The sequence below is a fragment of the Ignatzschineria sp. RMDPL8A genome, from assembly GCF_029815055.1.
Classification (GTDB): Bacteria; Pseudomonadota; Gammaproteobacteria; order Cardiobacteriales; family Wohlfahrtiimonadaceae; genus CALZBJ01.
In genome coordinates this window covers 55,698-77,701 of record NZ_JAPPWA010000002.1, presented here as the reverse complement: position 1 = coordinate 77,701, position 22,004 = coordinate 55,698, and the positions used below count along the sequence as shown (strand labels likewise).

18 protein-coding genes, 3 tRNA genes and 1 pseudogene are annotated in these 22,004 nt (G+C 45.3%); 16 read left to right on the top strand and 6 right to left on the bottom strand.

What is annotated here, in order from left to right:
• Nucleotides 1-19: 19 nt before the first annotated feature.
• Together OXI21_RS01810 and OXI21_RS01805 are read right to left on the bottom strand one after the other, a co-directional pair.
• A tRNA-Lys gene (locus OXI21_RS01810) sits at nucleotides 20-94 on the bottom strand.
• A gap of 104 nt (nucleotides 95-198) precedes the next feature.
• Nucleotides 199-273: transfer RNA gene (locus tag OXI21_RS01805), tRNA-Lys, on the bottom strand.
• A gap of 194 nt (nucleotides 274-467) precedes the next feature.
• On the opposite strand from OXI21_RS01805, the gene OXI21_RS01800 reads away from it, so the two are divergent.
• Nucleotides 468-1,688 carry an aromatic amino acid transport family protein gene (locus tag OXI21_RS01800; RefSeq protein ID WP_279617841.1) on the top strand — a complete coding sequence of 407 codons (1,221 nt, stop codon included), beginning with the start codon at nucleotides 468-470 and terminating at the stop codon, nucleotides 1,686-1,688.
• 301 nt (nucleotides 1,689-1,989) lie between these two features.
• Here OXI21_RS01800 and fnr read toward each other — a convergent pair whose 3' ends face one another.
• The 3 genes from fnr to OXI21_RS01785 form a co-directional block, all read right to left on the bottom strand.
• On the bottom strand, nucleotides 1,990-2,703 hold the full coding sequence (gene fnr, locus OXI21_RS01795) for a fumarate/nitrate reduction transcriptional regulator Fnr (RefSeq protein WP_279617840.1): 714 nt from the start codon (nucleotides 2,701-2,703) through the stop codon (nucleotides 1,990-1,992).
• A 125-nt stretch (nucleotides 2,704-2,828) separates the two neighbouring features.
• The gene (locus tag OXI21_RS01790) at nucleotides 2,829-3,185 is read right to left on the bottom strand and encodes an SMR family transporter (protein WP_279617839.1); all 357 of its coding nucleotides are present in this window, start codon (nucleotides 3,183-3,185) and stop codon (nucleotides 2,829-2,831) included.
• The gene (locus OXI21_RS01785) at nucleotides 3,185-3,514 is read right to left on the bottom strand and encodes a multidrug efflux SMR transporter (protein ID WP_279617838.1); all 330 of its coding nucleotides are present in this window, start codon (nucleotides 3,512-3,514) and stop codon (nucleotides 3,185-3,187) included. Before OXI21_RS01785 ends, OXI21_RS01790 begins: the two co-directional genes overlap by 1 nt.
• A gap of 116 nt (nucleotides 3,515-3,630) precedes the next feature.
• Here OXI21_RS01785 and OXI21_RS01780 point away from each other — a divergent pair, with 116 nt between their 5' ends.
• From OXI21_RS01780 to icd, 8 genes are all read left to right on the top strand, one after another.
• A complete protein-coding gene (locus tag OXI21_RS01780) occupies nucleotides 3,631-4,998 on the top strand; it encodes an extracellular solute-binding protein (protein WP_279617837.1) in 1,368 nt (455 codons plus the stop codon).
• 75 nt (nucleotides 4,999-5,073) lie between these two features.
• A tRNA-Met gene (locus tag OXI21_RS01775) sits at nucleotides 5,074-5,150 on the top strand.
• A 97-nt stretch (nucleotides 5,151-5,247) separates the two neighbouring features.
• On the top strand, nucleotides 5,248-5,724 hold the full coding sequence (rimP, locus tag OXI21_RS01770) for a ribosome maturation factor RimP (protein WP_279617836.1): 477 nt from the start codon (nucleotides 5,248-5,250) through the stop codon (nucleotides 5,722-5,724).
• 21 nt (nucleotides 5,725-5,745) lie between these two features.
• Entirely contained in the window at nucleotides 5,746-7,242 is a 1,497-nt protein-coding gene (gene nusA, locus OXI21_RS01765) for a transcription termination factor NusA (protein WP_279617835.1), read from the top strand.
• A gap of 40 nt (nucleotides 7,243-7,282) precedes the next feature.
• Nucleotides 7,283-9,916, top strand: coding sequence for a translation initiation factor IF-2 (infB, locus tag OXI21_RS01760; RefSeq protein WP_279617834.1), 2,634 nt, complete (start codon nucleotides 7,283-7,285; stop codon nucleotides 9,914-9,916).
• Between the two features lie 2 nt (nucleotides 9,917-9,918).
• Nucleotides 9,919-10,320: a 30S ribosome-binding factor RbfA gene (gene rbfA, locus OXI21_RS01755; RefSeq protein WP_279617833.1), complete on the top strand. Its 402-nt coding sequence runs from the start codon at nucleotides 9,919-9,921 to the stop codon at nucleotides 10,318-10,320.
• A complete protein-coding gene (gene truB / locus OXI21_RS01750) occupies nucleotides 10,295-11,221 on the top strand; it encodes a tRNA pseudouridine(55) synthase TruB (protein WP_347815498.1) in 927 nt (308 codons plus the stop codon). Before rbfA ends, truB begins: the two co-directional genes overlap by 26 nt.
• Nucleotides 11,222-11,267: 46 nt before the next feature.
• Nucleotides 11,268-12,521 (top strand): NADP-dependent isocitrate dehydrogenase, encoded by a 1,254-nt coding sequence (gene icd, locus OXI21_RS01745; RefSeq protein WP_279617831.1) that lies wholly within the window; start codon nucleotides 11,268-11,270, stop codon nucleotides 12,519-12,521.
• A 273-nt stretch (nucleotides 12,522-12,794) separates the two neighbouring features.
• Here the strand turns inward: icd and OXI21_RS01740 are convergent, their stop codons facing one another.
• Nucleotides 12,795-12,998 carry a cold-shock protein gene (locus OXI21_RS01740; RefSeq protein ID WP_279617830.1) on the bottom strand — a complete coding sequence of 68 codons (204 nt, stop codon included), beginning with the start codon at nucleotides 12,996-12,998 and terminating at the stop codon, nucleotides 12,795-12,797.
• Between the two features lie 162 nt (nucleotides 12,999-13,160).
• Here OXI21_RS01740 and folK point away from each other — a divergent pair.
• The 7 genes and pseudogenes from folK to aroA form a co-directional block, all read left to right on the top strand.
• Nucleotides 13,161-13,559 (top strand): annotated as a pseudogene (gene folK, locus OXI21_RS09780) (2-amino-4-hydroxy-6-hydroxymethyldihydropteridine diphosphokinase); the annotation flags it as partial.
• A 105-nt stretch (nucleotides 13,560-13,664) separates the two neighbouring features.
• Nucleotides 13,665-14,264: an XTP/dITP diphosphatase gene (locus OXI21_RS09775; protein ID WP_347815497.1), complete on the top strand. Its 600-nt coding sequence runs from the start codon at nucleotides 13,665-13,667 to the stop codon at nucleotides 14,262-14,264.
• Between the two features lie 887 nt (nucleotides 14,265-15,151).
• A complete protein-coding gene (brnQ, locus tag OXI21_RS01730) occupies nucleotides 15,152-16,486 on the top strand; it encodes a branched-chain amino acid transport system II carrier protein (RefSeq protein ID WP_279617828.1) in 1,335 nt (444 codons plus the stop codon).
• A gap of 379 nt (nucleotides 16,487-16,865) precedes the next feature.
• Nucleotides 16,866-17,630, top strand: a complete 765-nt coding sequence (locus OXI21_RS01725) for a transporter substrate-binding domain-containing protein (protein WP_279617827.1) — start codon at nucleotides 16,866-16,868, stop codon at nucleotides 17,628-17,630.
• Between the two features lie 221 nt (nucleotides 17,631-17,851).
• Nucleotides 17,852-19,969, top strand: a complete 2,118-nt coding sequence (locus tag OXI21_RS01720) for an adenosylcobalamin-dependent ribonucleoside-diphosphate reductase (protein ID WP_279617826.1) — start codon at nucleotides 17,852-17,854, stop codon at nucleotides 19,967-19,969.
• A 12-nt stretch (nucleotides 19,970-19,981) separates the two neighbouring features.
• Complete coding sequence (locus OXI21_RS01715; RefSeq protein WP_279617825.1) at nucleotides 19,982-20,671, top strand: hypothetical protein; 690 nt, start codon at nucleotides 19,982-19,984, stop codon at nucleotides 20,669-20,671.
• Between the two features lie 42 nt (nucleotides 20,672-20,713).
• Nucleotides 20,714-21,997 carry a 3-phosphoshikimate 1-carboxyvinyltransferase gene (gene aroA, locus OXI21_RS01710; RefSeq protein WP_279617824.1) on the top strand — a complete coding sequence of 428 codons (1,284 nt, stop codon included), beginning with the start codon at nucleotides 20,714-20,716 and terminating at the stop codon, nucleotides 21,995-21,997.
• Nucleotides 21,998-22,004: the final 7 nt, after the last annotated feature.

The following is a 22,004-nucleotide window of genomic DNA, read 5'->3' as shown; positions in this document are numbered from 1 at the left end:
TTAAGGTCTTTTGAATGTTTGGTGGGCTGCGAAGGATTTGAACCTTCGACCAATTGGTTAAAAGCCAACTGCTCTACCCCTGAGCTAGCAGCCCAAACAGTGAAAGTCATTATAAACTTTTTTTGTGGTGCGTCAACCTCAATGCTGTATAAAAGTTGATCGCTTAAGATGAATATCACACCCATCTTAAAAAGTATTTGGTGGGCTGCGAAGGATTTGAACCTTCGACCAATTGGTTAAAAGCCAACTGCTCTACCCCTGAGCTAGCAGCCCAAATACGATTCAATAACGATGAATCAATCGAGGTAAATAATCATACACGATTTTTTTTAAATTACAAATCTTTTTTCATTCTTTTTTTTCGACTTTATTTCAAAAGTCATTTACTATCAATAATTGAGGTTTAAAGATTAATTTCTGCCCCAGAAATAATAAAAATATTAGAAAAATTTCAAAAGGATATCAATGTGAAAAATAAAGTTTTAGGGAGTACCCTGATTATTGCGGGTACCGCCGTCGGAGCGGGGATGCTGGCAATGCCACTAACGTCAGCACAAATGGGGTTTGGACTAACATTTGTCCTCTTGTTTCTACTCTGGATTTTACTCACCTACACCGCGCTTTTATATGCGGAAGTACATCAACATGATAAAAATGATGCGGGAATTGCGTCGCTCACGGAAAAATATTTTGGTAAAAATGGGCGTCTCTTTGTCAATTTCATTCTGCTCTTTTTTATGTATGCGGTGCTCACGGCGTATGTAACCGGAAGTGGCGACCTTCTCTTTGGTCTTCTGCCAGAATCGATGACGGGAAATGGCGATCTTGCGCGGAAAATCTCCTCACTGATGTTCTCCATTGGCTTTGGTCTGATCGTCACGCTCGGGATTTCAGTCGCCGATGTGACTAACCGTATCTCGTTCTCCCTGAAAGTACTCGTCTTTATTGCGATCCTCTTTTTGCTCTTTAATAAAGTGTCGCTGCCGAATCTTCAAGCCTCACCAACGAATAATCTCCTCTTCTTCTCGGCGATGCCGGTCTTCTTTATGACTTTTGGTTTCCACATCTGTACACCGACCATCAATGAGTATCTCGAGGGCGATAACAAAAAAGTGAAACTTGCGTGTTTCTTAGGGTCTACCGGCATTTTCATCATCTATATCGTGTGGCAATTTGCAACTCACGGGGTCCTTGAGCAATCAACCTTAATTGAAATTTTAAACAAAGATCCGAGCTTAAACGGTCTCATTGAAGCGTTTAAAGTCACCACCGGCAGCAATCATTTAGGTGAAATTATTCGCGTATTCTCAATCTTAGCGCTCATCACGTCTTATATTGGTGTTGCTCTTGGCTTATCAAGTGCCGTCAAAGACCTATTGATGCATTTCAATCTCCGTCACGACCGCATCACCATTGGTCTAATCACCTTCTTACCGCCGATCATTGTTGGATTTACCTATCCGAAAATCTTCTTAAGTGCGTTCGCATTTGCGGGCATTATTTTCGCCTTTATCGGGGTGATTCTTCCGGTACTTCTTACCTATAAAGCGCGTATCGCCCACCCAGAAGGAACGCAAACTCGCGGCGGAACCCCTGCACTTGTGATTGCAACACTCTTTGCGGTAGTGATTATGATCGCCTATCTCTTATCGATCTTTACCGATGTGTTACCGACCGTAACGGGTTAGATTGAACCGGATTTAAAAGTAAAGCAAAAAGCCGATCCTCTATTGAGTGATCGGCTTTTTTATGACCTTTTTGATAGTGGGGTTTTGTGCGAGCCAAACATAAGAAAACGCCAAACAAATCATTACATGCAATAGTTATATTATATCTAAAATGATTTTGTGTTTATTGCGTACGAATTTTTAATAATCAGAGAGCGGGCGTAAAAAAACGCGCTAATAATCAATTCAGGAGAACTCCCATTATTAACGCGTTTATCAAGCATCGCCTCGATCGAGCAGGATCGTGGCGACGAGCAAAAAATTATTCGAAATCGAGTTTAACCATTTCGCGCAGTCGATCAATGTCGAGCAGTTTAATCTGGCGATGGTCCACCTCAATTAAGTTTTGATCTTGCAGCTTTTTAAGCAGGCGACTCACGGTTTCAACAGCTAAGCCTAAATAACTTCCAATATCCGCGCGCGACATACTTAAAGTAAATTCAGTTGCGGAATAACCCCGTCGATAAAGACGAGTTGAAAGGCTTAGAAACAGCGCAATTAAGCGTGATTTCGCCGGTTGTGAGCCCACCATCATTAACAACTTTTCATCCGAATGGAGCTCTTGGCTCATAATGCGGAGCAGTTGTTTGGCGATATTGGGAACGCGTTCTGCTAAATCTTCAAGATGATCATAGGGTAATTCACAGAGACTGCTGGTTTCGAGCGTTTTCGCACCGCAAGGATGAACGCCCGTACAGAGCGCATCAAGACCGATAATCTCGCCGGGAAGGTAAAATCCCGTCACATATTCAGTACCATCTGAGGCAACGCTATATGTTTTGACCGTTCCTGAACGCACCGCGTAGAGTGAGGTAAAAGGATCTCCCGGGAAGTAAATATGTTTACCTCGGGCCAGGGGCTTCCCCCGCGCAATCACTTTTTCGAGTTTGATAAACTCGCTTTCATCCAATCCAACAGGCAGACATAAACGCTGCAAACTGCAATCTCCACAAGCAACTTTTAGTCTTTTACGCACCTAGTAACTCCTTTTATCTCTCGATTTTGCCTTGAAACAAACAAAATCTTACAAATTTTATTAAGCTCATCGTACCCTTACGTTATACCATTTATTTTGGAAATAATCGACATTCTTTTACAATATTAAAAAGAGTCTACAAGGCTTAAAATCACGACTCCGACAATTATACAGATCAGGCTACCCACCTTTCTAAGCCCCAATTTCTCTTTAAAAAAGAAAACGCCTGAGAGCGTCATCAGGAGCGTTGATAATCCGGACCACACCGCATAGCCCACCCCCATATCGATCCACTTCAAAACGAGCGTAATCGAAATAAGAAAACAGGCATAACCGCCAATCACACCAATTAAGTAGCGGTACTGTCCCGTTTTTGCTAAAAACTTTAAACAGGTGGTACCGATGGCGCTGCAAAAAATAGCGGCGACCAATATAATCCATGCGTTGTGATCACTCAATGGGAGCGCTGTAAAAAATTCCACTAAGACTCCTCGACACTCTCAAGCGTTAAGCCCACAACCCCCGCTGTTATGAAGAGGAGCGCAATCACTTTTGGGTAGGTTACCGCCTCTTCAAAAAAGATAAAGCTCACAAGAGAGATGGCTAACATTCCGAGCGCCGTCCAGAGCGCATAGGCAATTGAGATCTCAATTCGCCGTATGCAATAGACAAACGACACAAACGATGCCCCGTAAAAAAGAAGCATCAATCCCGCTGCCCACATCACCTCAAATCCTTCTGAAAGTCGCATGCATACAGTGCCGAGCACCTCAAATGCAATGGCGATTAAAAGTATTAAGAGTGATGACATAATGCAATCCTAGTTAATTCATTCGTGATATTGTAATATACGACACGCGTATTTAATATGATAATTCGTATAAATATCTTCTCAACCCATTCTGACTCACTGAGGTCGCGTCTACCATGATGAAAAAAACGCACGACTCATTGTTTCACATGAAACATTGGCTGTTGGTTTCCCTCTTTTCTCTCTCAAGTTTCCATGCCGTTGCCAATGAGCAAGCGAGCATTGCGATTAATGAGCATGAAGTGACCGCGTTTCGCAGTACACTCTTTGCGCCCTTTATGGAGCGTGGGAAAATTGCCATCAGTGAGAGCCAAATTAGCGCGAGTAACCCCCCTAAACACTTTCCCGATCATTGGAATGCGGTAACGCTCACGAAAGACCAATTACGCAAAGGGTGTGATAATCAATCGCTCCTGCCGCTCGATTGGAATCTGCTTCCGCATCATGATCTGTTAAATCCTACCGCCATGGAAAAATGTGGCGTTGGCTATCGAGTCACGGGAACGGTGCTTGCCTACTCACCCATTCATCTGTATGGAACGGCACCCAGTTATTGGGAAGATTTCTTCAATGTCACGCGATATCCCGGACTTCGTGCGCTCCCGAATGATGCGCGCCACCTCTTTGAGATCGCGCTCCTTGCCGATGGTGTACCAAAACATAAAGTTTATGAGCTTCTTGCCACCAATAAAGGGCGTGAGCGGGCGCTTAATAAATATAGTGAGATTACAGATCATATCTTATGGTGGAATCATATTACCGAGGTGCAAGCGTGGCTGCGCGATGGGAAAGTGGTGATGGCGATTGCGCCGGATGGCCCGCTTTTAACAGGCAGTCAGCGAGAGCGTGACTCAATCGGCATTAATCGCAATGAGATGCTCTATCGTCTCGATTATCTCGCAATCCCCATGAAAAGTAGTGCGCCCCATTTAGGCTACGCCTTTATCTCGTTTGCCACACAAACCGAACAGCAACTGCGCTTTTCACGGGTAACGCCCTCGGGCACAACGCTTAAATCCGGCTGGACGCTTGCTACAGAGCGCGATGAACCCTATCTCACTAATACCCCCGACAATCTCATTCACGGGATTCCAGAAAATGCCGATTTCTATTATGAATATGGCGATCTGTTAACCGATGCCTTTAATAAATGGCGCAGTGAAAACAGCTTAATTATAAAAACCATCGATACAAACGTCGACGAAAGTGATTATTTTGAGGAGGAAAAACTCGAGCTCCCCGTTGAAATTCTCACTAACAATCAAGGAGATTCTGCTGACTCACCACAGATTGAGATCAACGTCACCGAACCGCAATCGATAAATTTACTTGATTCGGACGGCGATACTCTATATACTCATTCCTCGTCGTTAGAGACGACCTCAGAAAACGGATCAGACGAGACTGAGGCGGATGAGATGGATAAGCTCTTTGAGAACAACCCATCGATTGAAATCCAAACCATTGATGTTGCACCGAATTGATCGGGTTAAAAAAGAAACTTTAGAAATAAGAGTTGCAATTATCAAAAAAATAGATATAATAGTTTACCTAGTTAGCGCGGGGTGGAGCAGTCTGGTAGCTCGTCGGGCTCATAACCCGAAGGTCGTTGGTTCAAATCCGGCCCCCGCAACCAAATTAAGCATAAGAAGCCCGTCGTTTAGATCGGGCTTTTTGTTTACGCATAATTTTTTAATTCTTTAACAATATTAGATTGGCAGTAGAACACGACTATGAAGAAAGATCCCTATGGACTATCTGAAATTCTAAGGCCCTCGATTGAATCCATGGGATTTGAGCTATGGGGAATCGAATTTCATCCAAATACTAAAAATGCAATTTTGCGCATCTACATCGATAAAGAAGGTGGGATTACAATCGATGATTGCGAGCTTGTAAGTCGTCAAATTACCGGGCTCTTAGATGTACACGATCCCATCAATATGCCCTATACGTTAGAGGTTTCTTCTCCCGGGCTTGACCGCATCTTCTTTGATGTAGAACAGTTCAAAGCCTATCCCGATCACCTTGTTGCATTTCAATTGAAATCGGTCATTAACAATCGCCGTAAATTTAATGCTGTGGTTGAGGGAGTAAATGAAGAAGAGATCGTCGTAACGATTGTTGACGATAAAAACGAAGCAACGGATGAGGTGTTAACCATTCCGGTTTCAAACATTGATCGAGCACGCCTTGTGGTCGTATTTTAATCCATTTGAGAGAGTTCAACTATGAATAATAAAGAGATATTATTAGTTGCTGAAACAGTATCTAATGAAAAAGGGATTTCACGTGACGAGATCTTCGCTGCGTTAGAATCGGCGTTAGCGGTGGCTGCACGTCGTACCTTCTCCATCGATGTCGATCTCCGTATTGAAATCGACAGAACGACTGGAAATTTCAGAACTTTCCGCCGTTGGACGGTGGTGGACGATAATCTTCCGCAAGAAGAGCAAGCCCCTACCCGCCAAATCACCCTTTCAGCGGCACGCATTGACGACCCTGAAATTGAGGTGGGCGCGATCATTGAAGAAGAGATCGAAAATATCGTTTTTGCCCGTACCGATGCCCAATCGGCGAAACAAGTGATCACACAGAAAATTCGTGTGGCTGAGCGTCATCATATTGCCCGTCAATATGAAGATCGCATTGGCGAGCTGATTCGTGGAACAGTAAAACGCATCGACCGCGGCAATCTCTTTATTGACCTTGGCGATAACTCAGAAGCATTGCTTCCTAAAGAAAATACCATTCCTCGTGAGATGTTCCGTGTCGGCGATACGCTTCGTGCGGTCTTAACGGAGATTCGTGATGACCAGCAACGCGGTCCACAAATCATTCTCTCACGTCGGGCAAACGAGCTTATTAAAGTCCTTTTTGAACTGGAAGTTCCAGAAATTCATCAAGGCTCCATTGAGCTCGTTGCGGCAAGCCGTGATCCCGGTAGCCGTGCAAAAATCGCCGTAAAATCTCATGACAAACGAATCGACCCCGTTGGTGCCTGCGTCGGAATGCGCGGTTCACGCGTACAAAACATTACGCGCGAGCTCTTTGGCGAGCGGGTTGATATTGTCTTATGGGATGCAAACCCTGTACAATATGTGATAAATGCAATGTCACCGGCGGAGGTGGTATCTGTGATTGTTGATGAAGACAAACACATGATGGATATCGCTGTCAGCCAAGATAAACTTTCTCAAGCCATTGGCCGTGGTGGACAGAACGTTCGTTTAGCCTCAGAGCTTACCGGATGGACGTTAAACGTCATGGGTAGCGAGGATGCGGAGAGTAAACAGCACAAAGAAATCACTCGCATTGCCGATCTCTTTACTGAAGAGCTCAATGTGGATGAAGAAGTGGCTGAAATTTTAATCCGCGAAGGCTTCTCTACGATCGAAGAAGTCGCCTATGTGCCTGTCAATGAGATGCTTGAAATTGAAGAGTTTGATGAAGATGTCATCGAAGCTCTCCGTGAAGCCGCCCGTGAAGCCCTTGAGCGTCAAGAAGATATGATCAAAGCGCTTGGAGATCAGGCGCCGACAGACGACCTTATTCGTCTTCTTGATGGCAATGAGCTTCTCGCGATTCAGCTTGCGAAGAAAGATATCAGCACTCTTGACGATTTAGCAGAACTCTCTACAGATGAACTCTGTGAAATGGCTGCAATCGACGAAGAGCAGGCAAGCAGATATATCATGGCAGCCAGAGAGAGCTGGTTCGAAGAATAATCAACAAGACACAATTTTTGTCTACTTGGAAAGATATAAGATGAGTGATAAAGATAACAACACCAAAAGTCCACGTAAAATTACATTAAAGCGCAAGACCCATACTGAGTTGCAAGTGGAAACAACCCCTGGGCAAGCACGCACCGTAGCTGTTGAAGTGCGTAAAAAGCGTACCTATGTAAAACGTAATGCTGAGGAAGCAGCGGCTGACAACATTAATAAGACTGTTGCAGATGCCCCTGTGATCGATAGCACTCACGCGAATACTACCCCAGCTGACAAAGTTGAAACGCACGAGAACGCTCCAAAGGCTGAATCTAACGATTCATCAACAGCGCCTGCCGAGTCATCTTCACGCTCAACCGATGCAGTTGCGACCAAAGAAGCGCCCGTTGATGCAGAAAAAACCGCTCAAGACGCTAAATTAGCGGCGAAACGGGATGCAGAAGACGCAAAACGTGACGAAGAAGCGAAAGCACAACAAGCGCGCATGGAAGCAGCGAAACGCCGTGCTGAAGAAGAAGCGAAAAAACGCGATGACGAAGAGCGTCGCCGTAAAGAACTTGAAGAGAAAAAACGTCAAGAAGAGATTCAACGCTTGACCGAAGCTGCTCGTTCTGCCAGCGAAAGTACCGTTTCAAAAATTAATATCCAATTTCAAAATGATCCTGTAGAGGATACAAACGACACAGAGGACGAAGCGGAGATGGAAGCTGCGCACAAACCTAAAAAAGCTCGAGCGAAAAAAGAGGAGCCAGCGGTTGAACGTAAGCAACGCGCCCCTCGCAAACGCCGTCGTAAAGATGATGAGTTTGAGAAAGAAGAGATCTCTCTCAAACCCGGACGCCGTAAACGTGGCCGTGACAGTCAACGTCGCCGCCCAGAACACGGCTTCCAAATGCCAACGGAAGCGAAGAAAATCGAAGTGGAAATTGGTGAAACCATTACCGTATCAGAACTTGCTCACAAAATGTCGATCAAAGCGGCTGAGGTGATTAAAGCGCTGATGAATATGGGTTCAATGGTCACTATTAACCAAGTCCTTGACCAAGAAACGGCCGCGATTGTGGTTGAAGAGATGGGTCATGACTATAAATTCGTGAGCGAAAATGCCCTTGAAGATGAGTTACTCGCATCGATTGAATCAGGCGATGATTCACTCTTAATGGCACGCCCACCTGTGGTAACCATCATGGGTCACGTTGACCATGGTAAAACCTCGCTCCTTGACTACATTCGTAAAGAACACGTAGCGAGCGATGAAGCCGGTGGCATCACTCAGCACATCGGTGCCTATCATGTGAAAACAGAAAAAGGCGTCGTTACCTTCTTAGACACTCCAGGACACAGTGCGTTCGCCGCAATGCGTGCCCGTGGTGCGAAAGTGACGGATATCGTTGTGCTTGTGGTGGCATCCGATGATGGCATCATGCCACAAACCGTTGAAGGGATTCAGCATGCGAAAGCATCTAACATTCCGGTTATCGTAGCCATTACTAAGATGGACAAACCGACCGCGGATAAAGATCGCATCATGTCTGAGCTCACCCAATACGGCATCGTATCGGAAGAGTGGGGCGGTGAAAACCTCTTTGCCTTTGTGTCATCGAAAACCGGTGAAGGCATCGATCATCTTCTTGACCAAATTCTCGTTCAAGCAGAAGTGCTTGAGCTCAAAGCGATCAACCAAGGCCCTGCTCGCGGAGCGGTGATTGAATCACGCTTAGATCGTGGCCGTGGTGCGGTCGCATCCGTCCTCGTTCAATCGGGTCTACTCAAAAAAGGCGACATTGTACTCGCCGGCTATGAGTATGGACGCGTGCGTGCTTTAATTGATGAAAACGGCAACAACGTTGAGAGTGCATCACCCTCAATTCCCGTTGAAATTCTCGGTCTTTCAGGCGTTCCAAACGCAGGTGACGAAGTAACGGTGGTTCCTGATGAGCGTAAAGCCCGTGAAATTGCCAACTTCCGTCAAGGTAAGTTCCGCGAAATCAAACTGGCACGTCAGCATAAATCGAAACTTGAAAACCTCTTTAATAATATGGGTGAAGGTAGTGAAAACGTGCTTAACATCGTCCTTAAAGCAGACGTTCAAGGATCGGTGGAAGCGTTAGTCAGTTCACTTACTGAGCTTTCAAATGACGAAGTGACCGTGAAAGTGGTTGCAAGCGGTGTAGGCGGAATCAACGAATCCGATGCGCACTTAGCGGTATCGTCTGATGCGATCGTAATTGGATTTAACGTTCGTGCCGACAACGCAGCTCGTAAGATTATCGAAGAGGAAGGTCTTGCCCTTCACTACTACAGCGTCATCTATGATGTGATCGACGAAGTGAAACAAGCCCTCATTGGTAAACTCGCGCCTGAATTTAAAGAAGAGATCATCGGGATTGCTGAAGTTCGCGACGTCTTCAAATCACCTAAAATCGGTGCAATCGCCGGTTGTATGGTAACTGAAGGGGTGGTGAAACGAAATAACCGCATCCGCGTACTTCGTGATAATATTGTGATCTATGAAGGCGAACTTGAGTCACTGCGCCGCTTTAAAGACGACGTAAACGAAGTTCGTTCAGGCTTTGAGTGCGGTATCGGCGTGAAGAACTACAACGACGTTCAAGCCGGTGACCAAATTGAAGTCTATGAAAAAGTTCAAGTTGAGCGTAAACTATAATTATGAGTAATTCACGATTAAAACGGGTGGATGAGCAGTTAAAGCAAGAGCTTTCGCTCCTCATTCGCCAAGAAATATTTGATCCGCGTGCGAGCATGATTTCGGTCACGCTCGTGGACACTGTGCGCGATTATTCTCAAGCGAAAGTCTATGTGACCTATTTAGGCCCGAAAGAAGAGCGCGATGAGATCATCGAAATGCTAGAGAGTTACGGCGGTGAGTTTCGTAGACAGCTTGGGAAAACATTGCGGTTACGCACCATTCCTAAGTTCTTCTTTATCTATGATGACCTCTTAGAAAAAAGTAACGAGCTCTCTTTATTAATCTCTGAAGCAATTCGTGATGATGAGCGCAAAGCCGATCTCAATACGGGTGATTATGCGAGAGAAACAGACAAAGAATAAAATTGTACGCCGTCCTTTAGACGGCATTTTATTATTAGACAAACCGATGGACGTGACCAGCAATCGAATATTGCAGCACGTCCGCCGTCTTTTTCAAGCTGAAAAAGCGGGCCACTCCGGGACGCTCGATCCCATGGCCACCGGGTTATTGCCCATTGCCTTTGGCGAAGCGACTAAATTTAGCAGCCAGCTACTCGATAGCCACAAATCCTACGAATTTATCTGTGCTTTGGGAGAAAAAACCTCAACGGGCGATAAAGAGGGAGAGGTGATCGAGACCCAAGCCATTCCCCCTTTAAGCGAATCCCTTTTAACGGATGCATTAGAAGCGCTCACCGGTGATATTTTACAAACGCCGCCCATGGTCTCAGCCCTCCATCACAATGGAAAGCGGCTCTATGAGCTCGCCCGTGAAGGAATTGAAGTGCCAAGAGCGGCACGCCCGGTCACCATTTTAAGCCTTGAGCTGATCGGATTTAATGACCATTCATTTCATGCAAAAGTAACCTGTTCAAAGGGGACGTATGTGCGGGTATTAGCAGAAGACATTGCTGCAAAATTGGGAACGCTTGGACATTTAACGATGCTACGCCGCACCGCGATCTATCCCTTTATGACGCCCACTATGGTCACGCTTGAGACGCTTGAAGCCGCGGATTCGTTAGAAACGCTCGATCGTTTATTATTACCGGTTGATTCAGCGCTCATTGATCTGCCGAAGTGGGAATTTACTGAAGACGAGAGTGCCCGCGTCCTTCATGGACAGCGCATTCGCGTAGAGACCGAGCTCACCGAGCCTTTATACCGACTCTATGATCATAACCAACAATTTTTAGGGGTGGGCGCTCCAAACACCCCATTTTCTATCGGAGCAAAACGGATAATTCAGCGACGCGAATAGACTGAATTATACACCTTAGTTCATGGTTAATTGAGAGGAGAACCATATGACTTATCAACACATTACTGTACCCAAAGGCGACAAAATCACCGTCAACGCTGATTTTTCATTAAACGTCACCAACACCCCCATCATTCCATTTATCGAAGGGGACGGCGTTGGGGCTGAAATCACTCCGGTGATGCAAAAAGTTGTGGATGCTGCGGTTAATAAAGCGTACAACAACGAACGCGCCATTGCCTGGATGGAAGTCTATGCTGGTGAAAAATCCACTAAAGTATACGGCGAAAACGAATGGCTTCCAGCGGAAACAATCGAAGCATTAAAAGAGTACGTTGTATCGATCAAAGGCCCATTAACGACGCCGGTCGGTGGCGGGATTCGCTCACTTAACGTAGCAATGCGTCAACAGCTCGACCTCTATGTTTGTCAGCGCCCCGTTCAATACTTTGAAGGCGTTCCATCACCCGTAAAAGAGCCCCAAAAAACTGACATGGTAATTTTCCGTGAAAACTCAGAAGATATCTATGCGGGCATTGAGTGGGAATCGGGCTCAGATGATGCGAAAAAAGTGATCGAATTCTTACAAAACGAGATGGGCGTTACCAAAATTCGCTTCCCAGAAACCTCAGGTATTGGCGTTAAACCGGTATCAAAAGAGGGAACTGAGCGTCTTGTACGTAAAGCGATTCAATACGCAATCGACAATGATAAACCGAACGTAACGCTCGTTCACAAAGGTAATATCATGAAGTTCACCGAAGGGGGCTTCCGCGATTGGGGTTATGCACTCGCGCAAAATGAATTTGGCGCAAAACTGATCGGTGATGGTCCTTGGTGTTCATTTAAAAACCCAAAAACCGGCAACGAAATTGTTATTAAAGACAGTATCGCCGACGCATTCTTACAACGCATCCTCTTAGAGCCTGAAAAATACTCTGTGGTCGCAACGCTTAACTTAAACGGTGACTACGTGTCAGACGCGCTTGCCGCGCAAGTAGGCGGAATCGGAATTGCACCGGGCGCGAATATCTCAGATAAAGTGGCAATCTTTGAAGCAACTCACGGTACAGCTCCTGATATCGCAGGAAAAGGCCTTGTAAACCCAGGTTCGCTAATTTTATCGGCAGAGATGATGTTACGTCATCTTGGCTGGACGGAAGCGGCGGATTTAGTAGTGAGCGCGCTCAATAAAGCGATCGCATCACGTAAAGTCACCAGCGACTTTGCCCGCCAAATGGAAAACGCAACGCAAGTATCAACGGACGCGTTTGGCGATCTTATGATTGAATTAATGTAAGATCAGATCAATCATTCGTTTGTTTGTTGGTTTATACAAACGGCGAATGACGAAATGATACGAATAGAAAAAGCCCCTTCCTTGGTTTAATGCAAACCGGAGGGGGCTTTTTAATGCCTTGATCGTTTGATTCAACAATTAATGCTCCGCGAGTAATCTATCGTCCTAAACTCAAGACAAAAAGAAAGGCCTGTAGCGTTTGCTACAAGCCCTATTAATTCAATGTGTAAAATGTTTCCTACGAATGCTTAACGCACCGCCGGGAAAATCATCTTATGCAGGCTTACAAACAACTGTTTGTAGACCGCGTTCGCTTTCTTTAGCTTCGAACTCTACTTTTTGCCCTTCAGCTAAAGTACGGAAGCCATCACCTGAAATGGTTGAAAAGTGGACGAATACATCGGCACCTCCATCTTCTGGAGTAATAAAACCGAATCCTTTAGATTCATTGAACCATTTCACAGTTCCAATACGCATAAAAAACCTCAACAAAATAAAACATGGTATAACTAACGCGTTATACTTTTAAAATTAAACATCTCTCAAGACACTTCATTAAGCGGAGAGACAATTGAAACATTACGCTGTAATCGGCATAAAAGCAAGAGTTATATCATCTTTTTTTTAAAATATTTTTTTATGGAATCCTCAATGAGCCATTTTGTCGCCCTCTCTCTCGGGGCAAATCTAAACAATCCCCTATATCAATTAATCAGCGCAATAGGAGAGATCAAGGCGCATCCCGAGATTTCGTCGGTGTCGGTCTCCTCCTTTTATCGCACCAAACCGATCGGGCCGGCTCAACCGGATTTTTTAAATATCGCCATTACGCTGCAAACCTCCTTAAGCCCTCTCGATCTATTAACGGCGATGCAAGCGATCGAAGAGAGTCATCTGCGCACTCGTACGCTTCGCTGGGGGCCTCGTACGCTCGATATTGACCTACTCCTCTATGATGATGTTACGATCGACACAAAGCGTTTAACGCTGCCACACCCGCGTATGCAGGAGCGTGCTTTTGTGATTGTGCCACTCCTTGAAATCGCGCCGACGCTCACGCTGCCCGATAGTACACCGTTACAATCGCTTCTAAGCCCTCTATCCGATCAATTAACCGATATTCATCTCTGGGAGATCCCGTCTATGCACCAACTTGTTATCGCTAGCCACAACGCCGGTAAAGTCGCTGAATTTAAAACGCTGCTCGCGCCCCTCGGGATTGAGGTGTTATCGCTCTCTGATCTTAATATTGAGAGCGAGGCGGAGGAAACCGGACTCACCTTTGTAGAAAATGCCCTCCTTAAAGCGCGCCACATTGCCGAGATTACTCATCTTCCCACTCTTGCCGATGATTCTGGGTTAGTGGTTGACGCACTCGGCGGGGCTCCGGGCATCTATTCTGCACGTTATAGCGCTGAAAAGACCGATGCTGCCAATAACGCTCTTTTACTTAAAAACCTCTCCGAAACAGGAGATACCGAGCGACGCGCTCACTTTAAATGCGTTCTTGTCCTGCTACAGCACGCGAACGACCCCGTACCCATTATTAGCGAGGGCGAGGTCTACGGCACGATTTTAGACGCGCCGTCCGGAGAAAATGGCTTTGGCTATGACCCGCTCTTCTTCTTCCCGCCGTTAAATAAGAGTTTTGCCGAAGTGACGCCTGATGAGAAAAATCGCAATTCACACCGCGGAAAAGCCCTGATGGATTTAATTGCCAAATTAAACCAACGGTTTGGTTGAACCACGATTTATCAACGAAGAGAGCGCCGGATAATCCTTTAAAAAGAAAGCGTTCTTTCCGATCGAGATTAAAAAGCTCGCGCATCGCGCGAGCTTTTTCGTTTTCATTTTTTATCTCAACTGTCTATTTTTTAATCATCTTGATTCTGTTAACGAACGCGCGCAGCGCGTTTTTTATTTTTTATTGATTTTTCCACACACTTCATCAAAAAAATTTTCCACAACTTATCCACATCTTTTCCACGTTTTTTAAGCATTTTCTGTGGATAACTTTGCCATTGGGACCCGCTTAACCCAAATTTTCGCCCCAGTTTTCACATTTTCGGGGCTTTTTTAGGGAATTTTTTAATTTAACATTCAATCGATTAACCGTTATGCACAACTTTGGGGATAAAAACGGCTTAAAACTGTGGATAACTTGTGGAGAAATCAGGGCTCGACTTATCAATATTTTGTAATATCGTTTTTCAGCAATCTTATTCACAGCAAAAAACGTCGAAAAGGAGCATTTTTATGGGATTCTGTGCACAACCTGTGGATAACTCACAAAACTCATCATCATCAAATTAATATAAAGAGATAAAGATATATACAAGAAAAATTTCAATATATTCCGTTTTAACCTAGTTTTATTTTAAAAATTTGCCTAGAATGAAATTTATTGATAATTATAAACGTGCCCCAAAAGGGCTTTATTATCGATTATGTATCTGAGTGATAAATCCCAAAGGCAAAACCTTCACGATTTTTAAATAAACAGACCCCACGTTTAATACACTCACCCTCAATAAGCTCACCGCTTATTTGACATAAAGCGCCGCATTTTTCATAACAACAAAAGTGCGCTTTTCGTAAGTCAATTTTTTTGGATTTCAAAGAGAATTAGTATGTATAAACGGACATTATTTATTGGATTTATGTTGTTTGCTCTCTTCTTCGGAGCAGGGAACTTAATTTTCCCCCCATCGGTTGGGCAATTAAGTGGATCAAATTTCGTACTCGCGATTCTAGGCTTCGTTGTGACGGGAGTTGGTCTACCTCTTGTAGGTGTTATTGGGGGATCATTCTCAGAGGAAGGCTATCGTGCTGAAGCAAAACGCGTGCACCCGATCTTCTCTCTATTATTTATGATTACGATCTATCTAACGATCGGACCATTCTTTGCGATTCCAAGAACCGCGACCGTATCCTATGAGATGGGAATTTTGCCATTCTTAGCTGGTGGCGAGCAGACAACCGCTTCGATTACTCTCTTTGCCGGTGTCTACTTCTTAATTGTATTTTTCCTAGCCCTCAATCCCCATAAACTCGTGGATCGCGTTGGCCAAATCTTGACGCCGCTTTTATTAGTGACGATTATTCTTTTGATTGTGCGTTCCTTTATGCTCCTTGATACGCCAATTACCGAAGCGAGTGATTCCGCGTATGCCACAACCCCATTTTTTAAAGGGTTCTTTGAAGGCTATCAAACCATGGATACCATTGCGGCGGTGGCCTTTGCGATCATTGTCTTAAATGCAGTGAAAGCAACCGGCATTACCAATCAAAAACAGATCTTCAAACAAGCGTCGATTGCGGCTGTCATTGCCGGCGTTGGACTTGGCGCGGTTTATTTATCGTTAGGCTGGATTGGAAACAACTATCTGTTAAGCGAAGCGGAAGCCGCGGGCGGCAACATGGGCGCGTCGATCTTAACGGCGGTAGCGCGTTTAACCTATGGGGAAGCGGGACGCATGCTCTTGAGTGGAATCGTGACCCTTGCTTGTTTAACCACCGCGATCGGTCTGATTGTAGCGATCAGTAGCTACTTCAATGAGATCTTACCGATCTTAAGCTATCGTATCTACGCGGTGATCTTCACCTTAATCAGCTTTGTGATTGCAAGCCAAGGCTTAAACAGCATCATTTCAGGCGCAGTACCGGTATTGATGATCATCTACCCGATCACCATTGTGTTAATTGCGCTGGTCTTTATCGATAAAGCCCTCAAAGGGATGCCGAACCTTGCGCTTCAATTACCGATCTACAGCACCGTGATTATCAGCGTATTGTCCGTTGTAAAATCACAGCTCGGGGAAAAGTCGCCCCTTGGAGGCAACTTAGAGGCGATCCTTAGCTATCTTCCGTTCCACGGCGCTGACATGGAGTGGATGGTACCGGCGGTGGTAATGTTTGCCTTAGGTTTAAGTTTAGGCTACCTGTTTAAAACAAAACGCGGCTAACCTGTTCTAACCGTTTGCGTCACTTAAGTAACGCATCATCAACAAAAGAGAGCCAAAGTGAAATTCATTTCATTTTGGCTTTTTTATCGCTAAAACTAACCTATTGATTTGATTGAAATATTAAAAACTCAGCGGAGAGGCCTCTTCATAACCTGTGGATAACGTGTGGAGAAAAATACCCTGTTTTTTATCAACGGATGCTTGGCAGAGTTATGGAAAATGTTATCCACATCAAAAAAAGCTCGAAAGGGGCGTTATTCACAGTTTTTGGCCTAAACCTGTGGATAACTTCAGCCGCTCATCATCATTTATTATTTATAAAGACATGATAATATAAAAAAGGTCAGCTTAAACAAATACTCATAGAGGAGTTATAAAAATGATTAAAAAAACCTTAACTGCAGCAACGCTTCTCTTATCAGCAGCCTTTGCTCAAGAGACAATTAAAATTGGAATTGAAGGATCCTATCCTCCCTTTAGCTATATCTCTCCAGAACGGACAATTGAAGGCTTTGAGCCCGATCTAGCGCGTCTCTTTTGTGAAAAGATGGAACGTAAATGTGAAATCGTTCAAGTGGACTTTGATGCGCTGATTCCATCGCTTAACACCAAACGCATCGATGCAATCTTAGCGTCAATGTCCATTACCGATGATCGTAAAAAAGCGATCGACTTTACTAAAAAGTATTATCAAACCCCCGCTCGTTTTGTGGCTCCTAAAGGGAAAAACTATGACATCACCAAAGAAGGCTTAAAGAAAAAACGCATTGGGGTTCAAAGCGGTACCATTCATGAAATCTATCTCAATGATGAATTCCGTAAAATTGCTAAAATCCGTAGCTATCGTAACTTAGACGAAGCGATGATCGACCTTGAAACCGGCCGTATTGATCTTGTATTTGCGGACGTGGTTCCTCTTGATACCGGTTATTTACAAAAAGGCTATGGTGAGCGCATTGAGTTTGTGGGCCCTGATTTTATGGATGAAAAATGGTTTGGTGAAGGGGTCGGCGTTGGAATCCGTAAAGGGGAAAACGAGCTGCGTGAATCCTTTGAAAAAGCCATTAAAGCAAGCCGTGACGATGGATCGTACAAAGAAGTTGAGACAAAATATTTCAGCTATGATGTGTACGGTAAAGAATAGGCAAATTAGGGCCTAATAACGTACTATACTGAATGGAAGCTCTGTCCGGTGACAGGGCTTTTTTATTCCGTTTTATGGAATTCAAAGCGGAAAAATGCACTCAGCTTCGATCCTTAATTTGCACAGCGAAACTTAACCAAAGTAGGCCTTATTCTCATTAAAATCTGTATAATGAGTGCGGTAATCGATTTCTATCTCATTGGAAAAGGACGGATTTCTTCATGACGACTCACACGATTCCTCTACAAGACGCATCATTTGATATTTGGAAGCAAAAATATCGCCTTATCAGCAAAGAGGGCATCCCGATTGATCAAACGATTGACGATACCTTCAAGCGCGTTGCGCGCGCCATTGCCGAGGTTGAGACGAGTAATGAGCTCAAAGAGATCTGGTATGAGCGTTTTCTTAAAGCGCTGCAACATGGAGCGATTCCCGCGGGACGTATTATTTCCAATGCGGGCGCAGAATCCCATAAACCGGCCACATCCACCATTAACTGTACCGTTTCGGGCACCATTGAAGATTCAATGGATGATATTTTAGGCAAAGTCCATGAAGCGGGGCTGACGCTCAAAGCCGGATGCGGGATCGGTTATGATTTCTCGACGCTTCGCCCAAAAGGGGCGTATGTATCGGGAGCGGGAGCTTATACCTCAGGGCCGCTCTCCTTTATGGATATTTTCGATAAAATGTGTTTTACCGTTAGTTCCGCCGGAGGACGCCGTGGTGCGCAGATGGCAACATTTAGTGTCGAGCACCCGGATGTTGTCGAATTTATCCATGCTAAGCGCGAGGATGGCCGTCTGCGTCAATTTAACCTCTCGCTTCTTATCACATCGGATTTTATGGAAGCAGTGGAAAAGGATCTCGATTGGGAGCTGATTTTCCCCATTCAAGCCAAAGAGATTGACGATCCGGAAACTCTCAAAGGCGAGGATATCCTTTGGAAAGAGTGGCCTACCACGGAAAACTTAATCGTTAATGAAGCGGGCGAGGTAGCGTGTCGCATCTATAAAACCATCAAAGCGCGCCGGTTATGGGACGTGGTGATGAGCTCGACCTATGATTACGCGGAACCGGGCTTTATTTTGATCGACAAGGTCAATGAGCAGAACAATAATTGGTGGTGTGAGCATATCCGCGCGACCAATCCCTGTGGCGAACAGCCGCTTCCTCCGTATGGATCGTGCCTTCTCGGTTCGATCAATTTAACGCGCTTTGTGAGGGATCCCTTTACCGAAAATGCCGCGTTTGATTGGGAGAGTTTTGATGAGATTGTGGGGATCTTTACCCGTATGCTCGATAATGTGGTGGAGATTAATGGCTTGCCGCTTAAAAAACAGCAACATGAAATCTTTCATAAACGCCGTCACGGCATGGGCTATTTAGGTCTTGGATCCGCGCTCACCATGATGGGCATTGCCTATGGCTCTGAAGAAGCGGTGGCCTTTACCGAAGCGGTAACCAAACGCATGGCAATCCGCGGTTGGGAGATCGCCCTTGAGCTTGCCAAAGAGAAGGGGCCGGCGCCGTTATTAGCGGAAGAATTTACCGTTACCCAAGCGATGCTTAACAAGCGTCCTGAAATGGTGAACGATGGCTATCACGTTGGCGACACCATTAAAGGCTCAGTGCTTCACGCGAAATATTCACGCTATATGCAAAAAATTGGTGCGGAACGCCCCGAACTGATCGCTGAACTTGCCGAGATTGGCGCACGTTTTACCCATCACAGTTCCATTGCGCCAACGGGGACGATTTCACTCTCGCTCGCGAACAATGTCTCTAACGGCATTGAACCCAGTTTTGCCCACCATTACACTCGCAATATCATTAAAGAGGGGCGTAAAACCAAAGAGAGCGTTGATGTCTTTTCTTATGAGTTACTGCTCTATCGTCAACTTATTAATGAAAACGCGATGCCTCACGCGAAAGAGCCTGAAAATGCGCTGCCTGAGTACTTTATTAGTGCCGATAGCGTCTCGCCAAAAGAGCATGTTGATATGCAAGCCGCCGCGCAAATTTGGGTGGATTCCTCCATCTCAAAAACCGCTAATATTCCGACCGAATATCCCTATGAAAAATTCAAAGATATCTATCTGTACGCTTATAAAAAGGGCTTAAAAGGGTGCACAACTTTCCGCTTTAATCCTGAGGTATTCCAAGGGGTGTTGGTGAAAGAGAAAGATCTTGAAAATACGCTCTACACCTTCAATCTTGACGATGGTTCGGAGGTGACGCTTAAGGGAAATGAGCGCATTGAGTACGATGGGGAGATTCATACGGCGGCCAATCTCTTTGAGGCGTTAAAAGAGGGTTATTACGGAAAATTCTAGGAGAGAATCAGGATGAGTATTACCAAAATTAATCAAAAAATTATCGGCTATCAGGTCAAACAGAAAGGAAGTGAGTCTGACGATACACTTCGCGAGCCGGTGCAAAGTTCATTGCCCCTTGGGATCGATTCGATGAATGAAGCGATCGAGCGCCCGGATCGCCTTGTTGGGTCCACTTATAAAGTGAAAACGCCGCTCTCAGAACATGCGATGTATATCACGATTAATGATATGATCTTAAATGAAGGCACCGAGCATGAGCAGCGTCGCCCTTTTGAGATGTTTATCAATTCCAAAAACATGGAGCATTTCCAGTGGATTGTGGCGCTGACGCGAATTGTTTCTGCGGTGTTTCGAAAAGGGGGAGACATCACCTTTTTGGCCGAAGAACTCGGATCGGTATTTGATCCCCAAGGTGGCTATTTTAAGCAGGGCGGCAAATATATGCCCTCGCTCGTTGCTGAAATTGGCGATGTATTGCAACGTCATTTAGAGATTATTGGGCTGATTGATGCACCGAAACTCGATGGCACAAAACAGGCGATGATTGCGGAAAAACGGGCTGAATTGGCGGCCGCTGAGCAAGCCTCTGGCGATTTTCCCGAGAGCGCGATCGTCTGTAAAAAATGCATGGTGAAAGCGGCGATCGTGATGGATGGCTGTTTAACCTGTCTCAATTGTGGTGAATCCAATTGTGGTTAAACCAAAAAAATAACTATCGACAAGAGAGATTAAAAGGGAGCTATGGAGCAGTTAACCTTAACTAAACGCGATCGATTAAACGGCACGGTGACCGTACCGGGATCGAAAAGTATTTCCAATCGTTATCTGTTATTAAGTGCGCTCGCACATGGCACAACGGTGATCGAAAATCTGCTTGAAAGCGATGATACTGAGCGTATGCAAGAAGCGCTATTAGCTCTCGGAATCATGCTGTCCGGCGATTCTTTGAGTGGAGTTACGGTTGAAGGTGGAAAAGGCTCGCTCCCGGGGAAAAACGGGGATCTCTTTTTAGGCAATGCCGGCACCGCCTTTCGCTCCTTAACCGCGGCGCTTGCGTTAAATGGCGGGGATTATCAGCTTCGTGGGATTCCGCGCATGCACGAACGCCCGATTAAAGATCTTGTGACCGCACTTAATACGATTGGCGCGAAGATCGATTATCTTGAAAATGAGGGCTACCCACCGCTTGCGATTAAAGCGGGAAATATTACCGGCGATAGAGTAACGGTAAAGGGCGATGTTTCGAGCCAATATCTCACTGCACTTTTGATGGCGCTGCCGATGATTGGGCGAGAATTTACTATTCAGATCGATGGTGAGCTGATTTCCAAACCCTACATCACCATCACCCTCAAAGCTTTAGAACAATTTGGCATTCGAGTCATCAATCATAATTTTCAATCTTTTACCATTCCCGCGGGGTCTCGGTATCTATCTCCAAACCATCTCTTTGTGGAAGGCGATGCCTCAAGCGCGTCCTACTTTTTAGCCGCCGGCGCCATTGCCGGAGAGGTGACGGTAAAGGGCGTGGGAAAATCATCGATTCAAGGGGATGTGAAATTTGCCCACGTGCTTGAAATGATGGGGGCAGAGGTTACCTGGAATGATCATTCGATTACCGTGAAACCGCCGAGAAATGGCGAACTCAAAGGTCTTGATCTTGATTGCAATGATATTCCCGATGCCGCGATGACGCTCGCGACGCTTGCACTCTACGCTAACGGTAAGACTCGCCTACGGAATATTGCCAGCTGGCGCGTAAAAGAGACCGATCGCATTGATGCGATGGCGACCGAGCTCCGTAAACTTGGCGTAACCGTTGAGACCGGCCCTGATTTTATTGAGATTACCCCACAAGCGACGTTAACGCCAAATGTTGCGATCGAAACCTATGATGATCATCGCATTGCTATGTGTTTTTCGCTCTGCGCGTTTAAGACCGATCTTATTATTTTAGACCCTGCCTGCGTGAATAAAACCTTCCCTACCTATTTTGAGCTCTTTGAGTCGATCTCCGAGCGTTAAAAAGTGA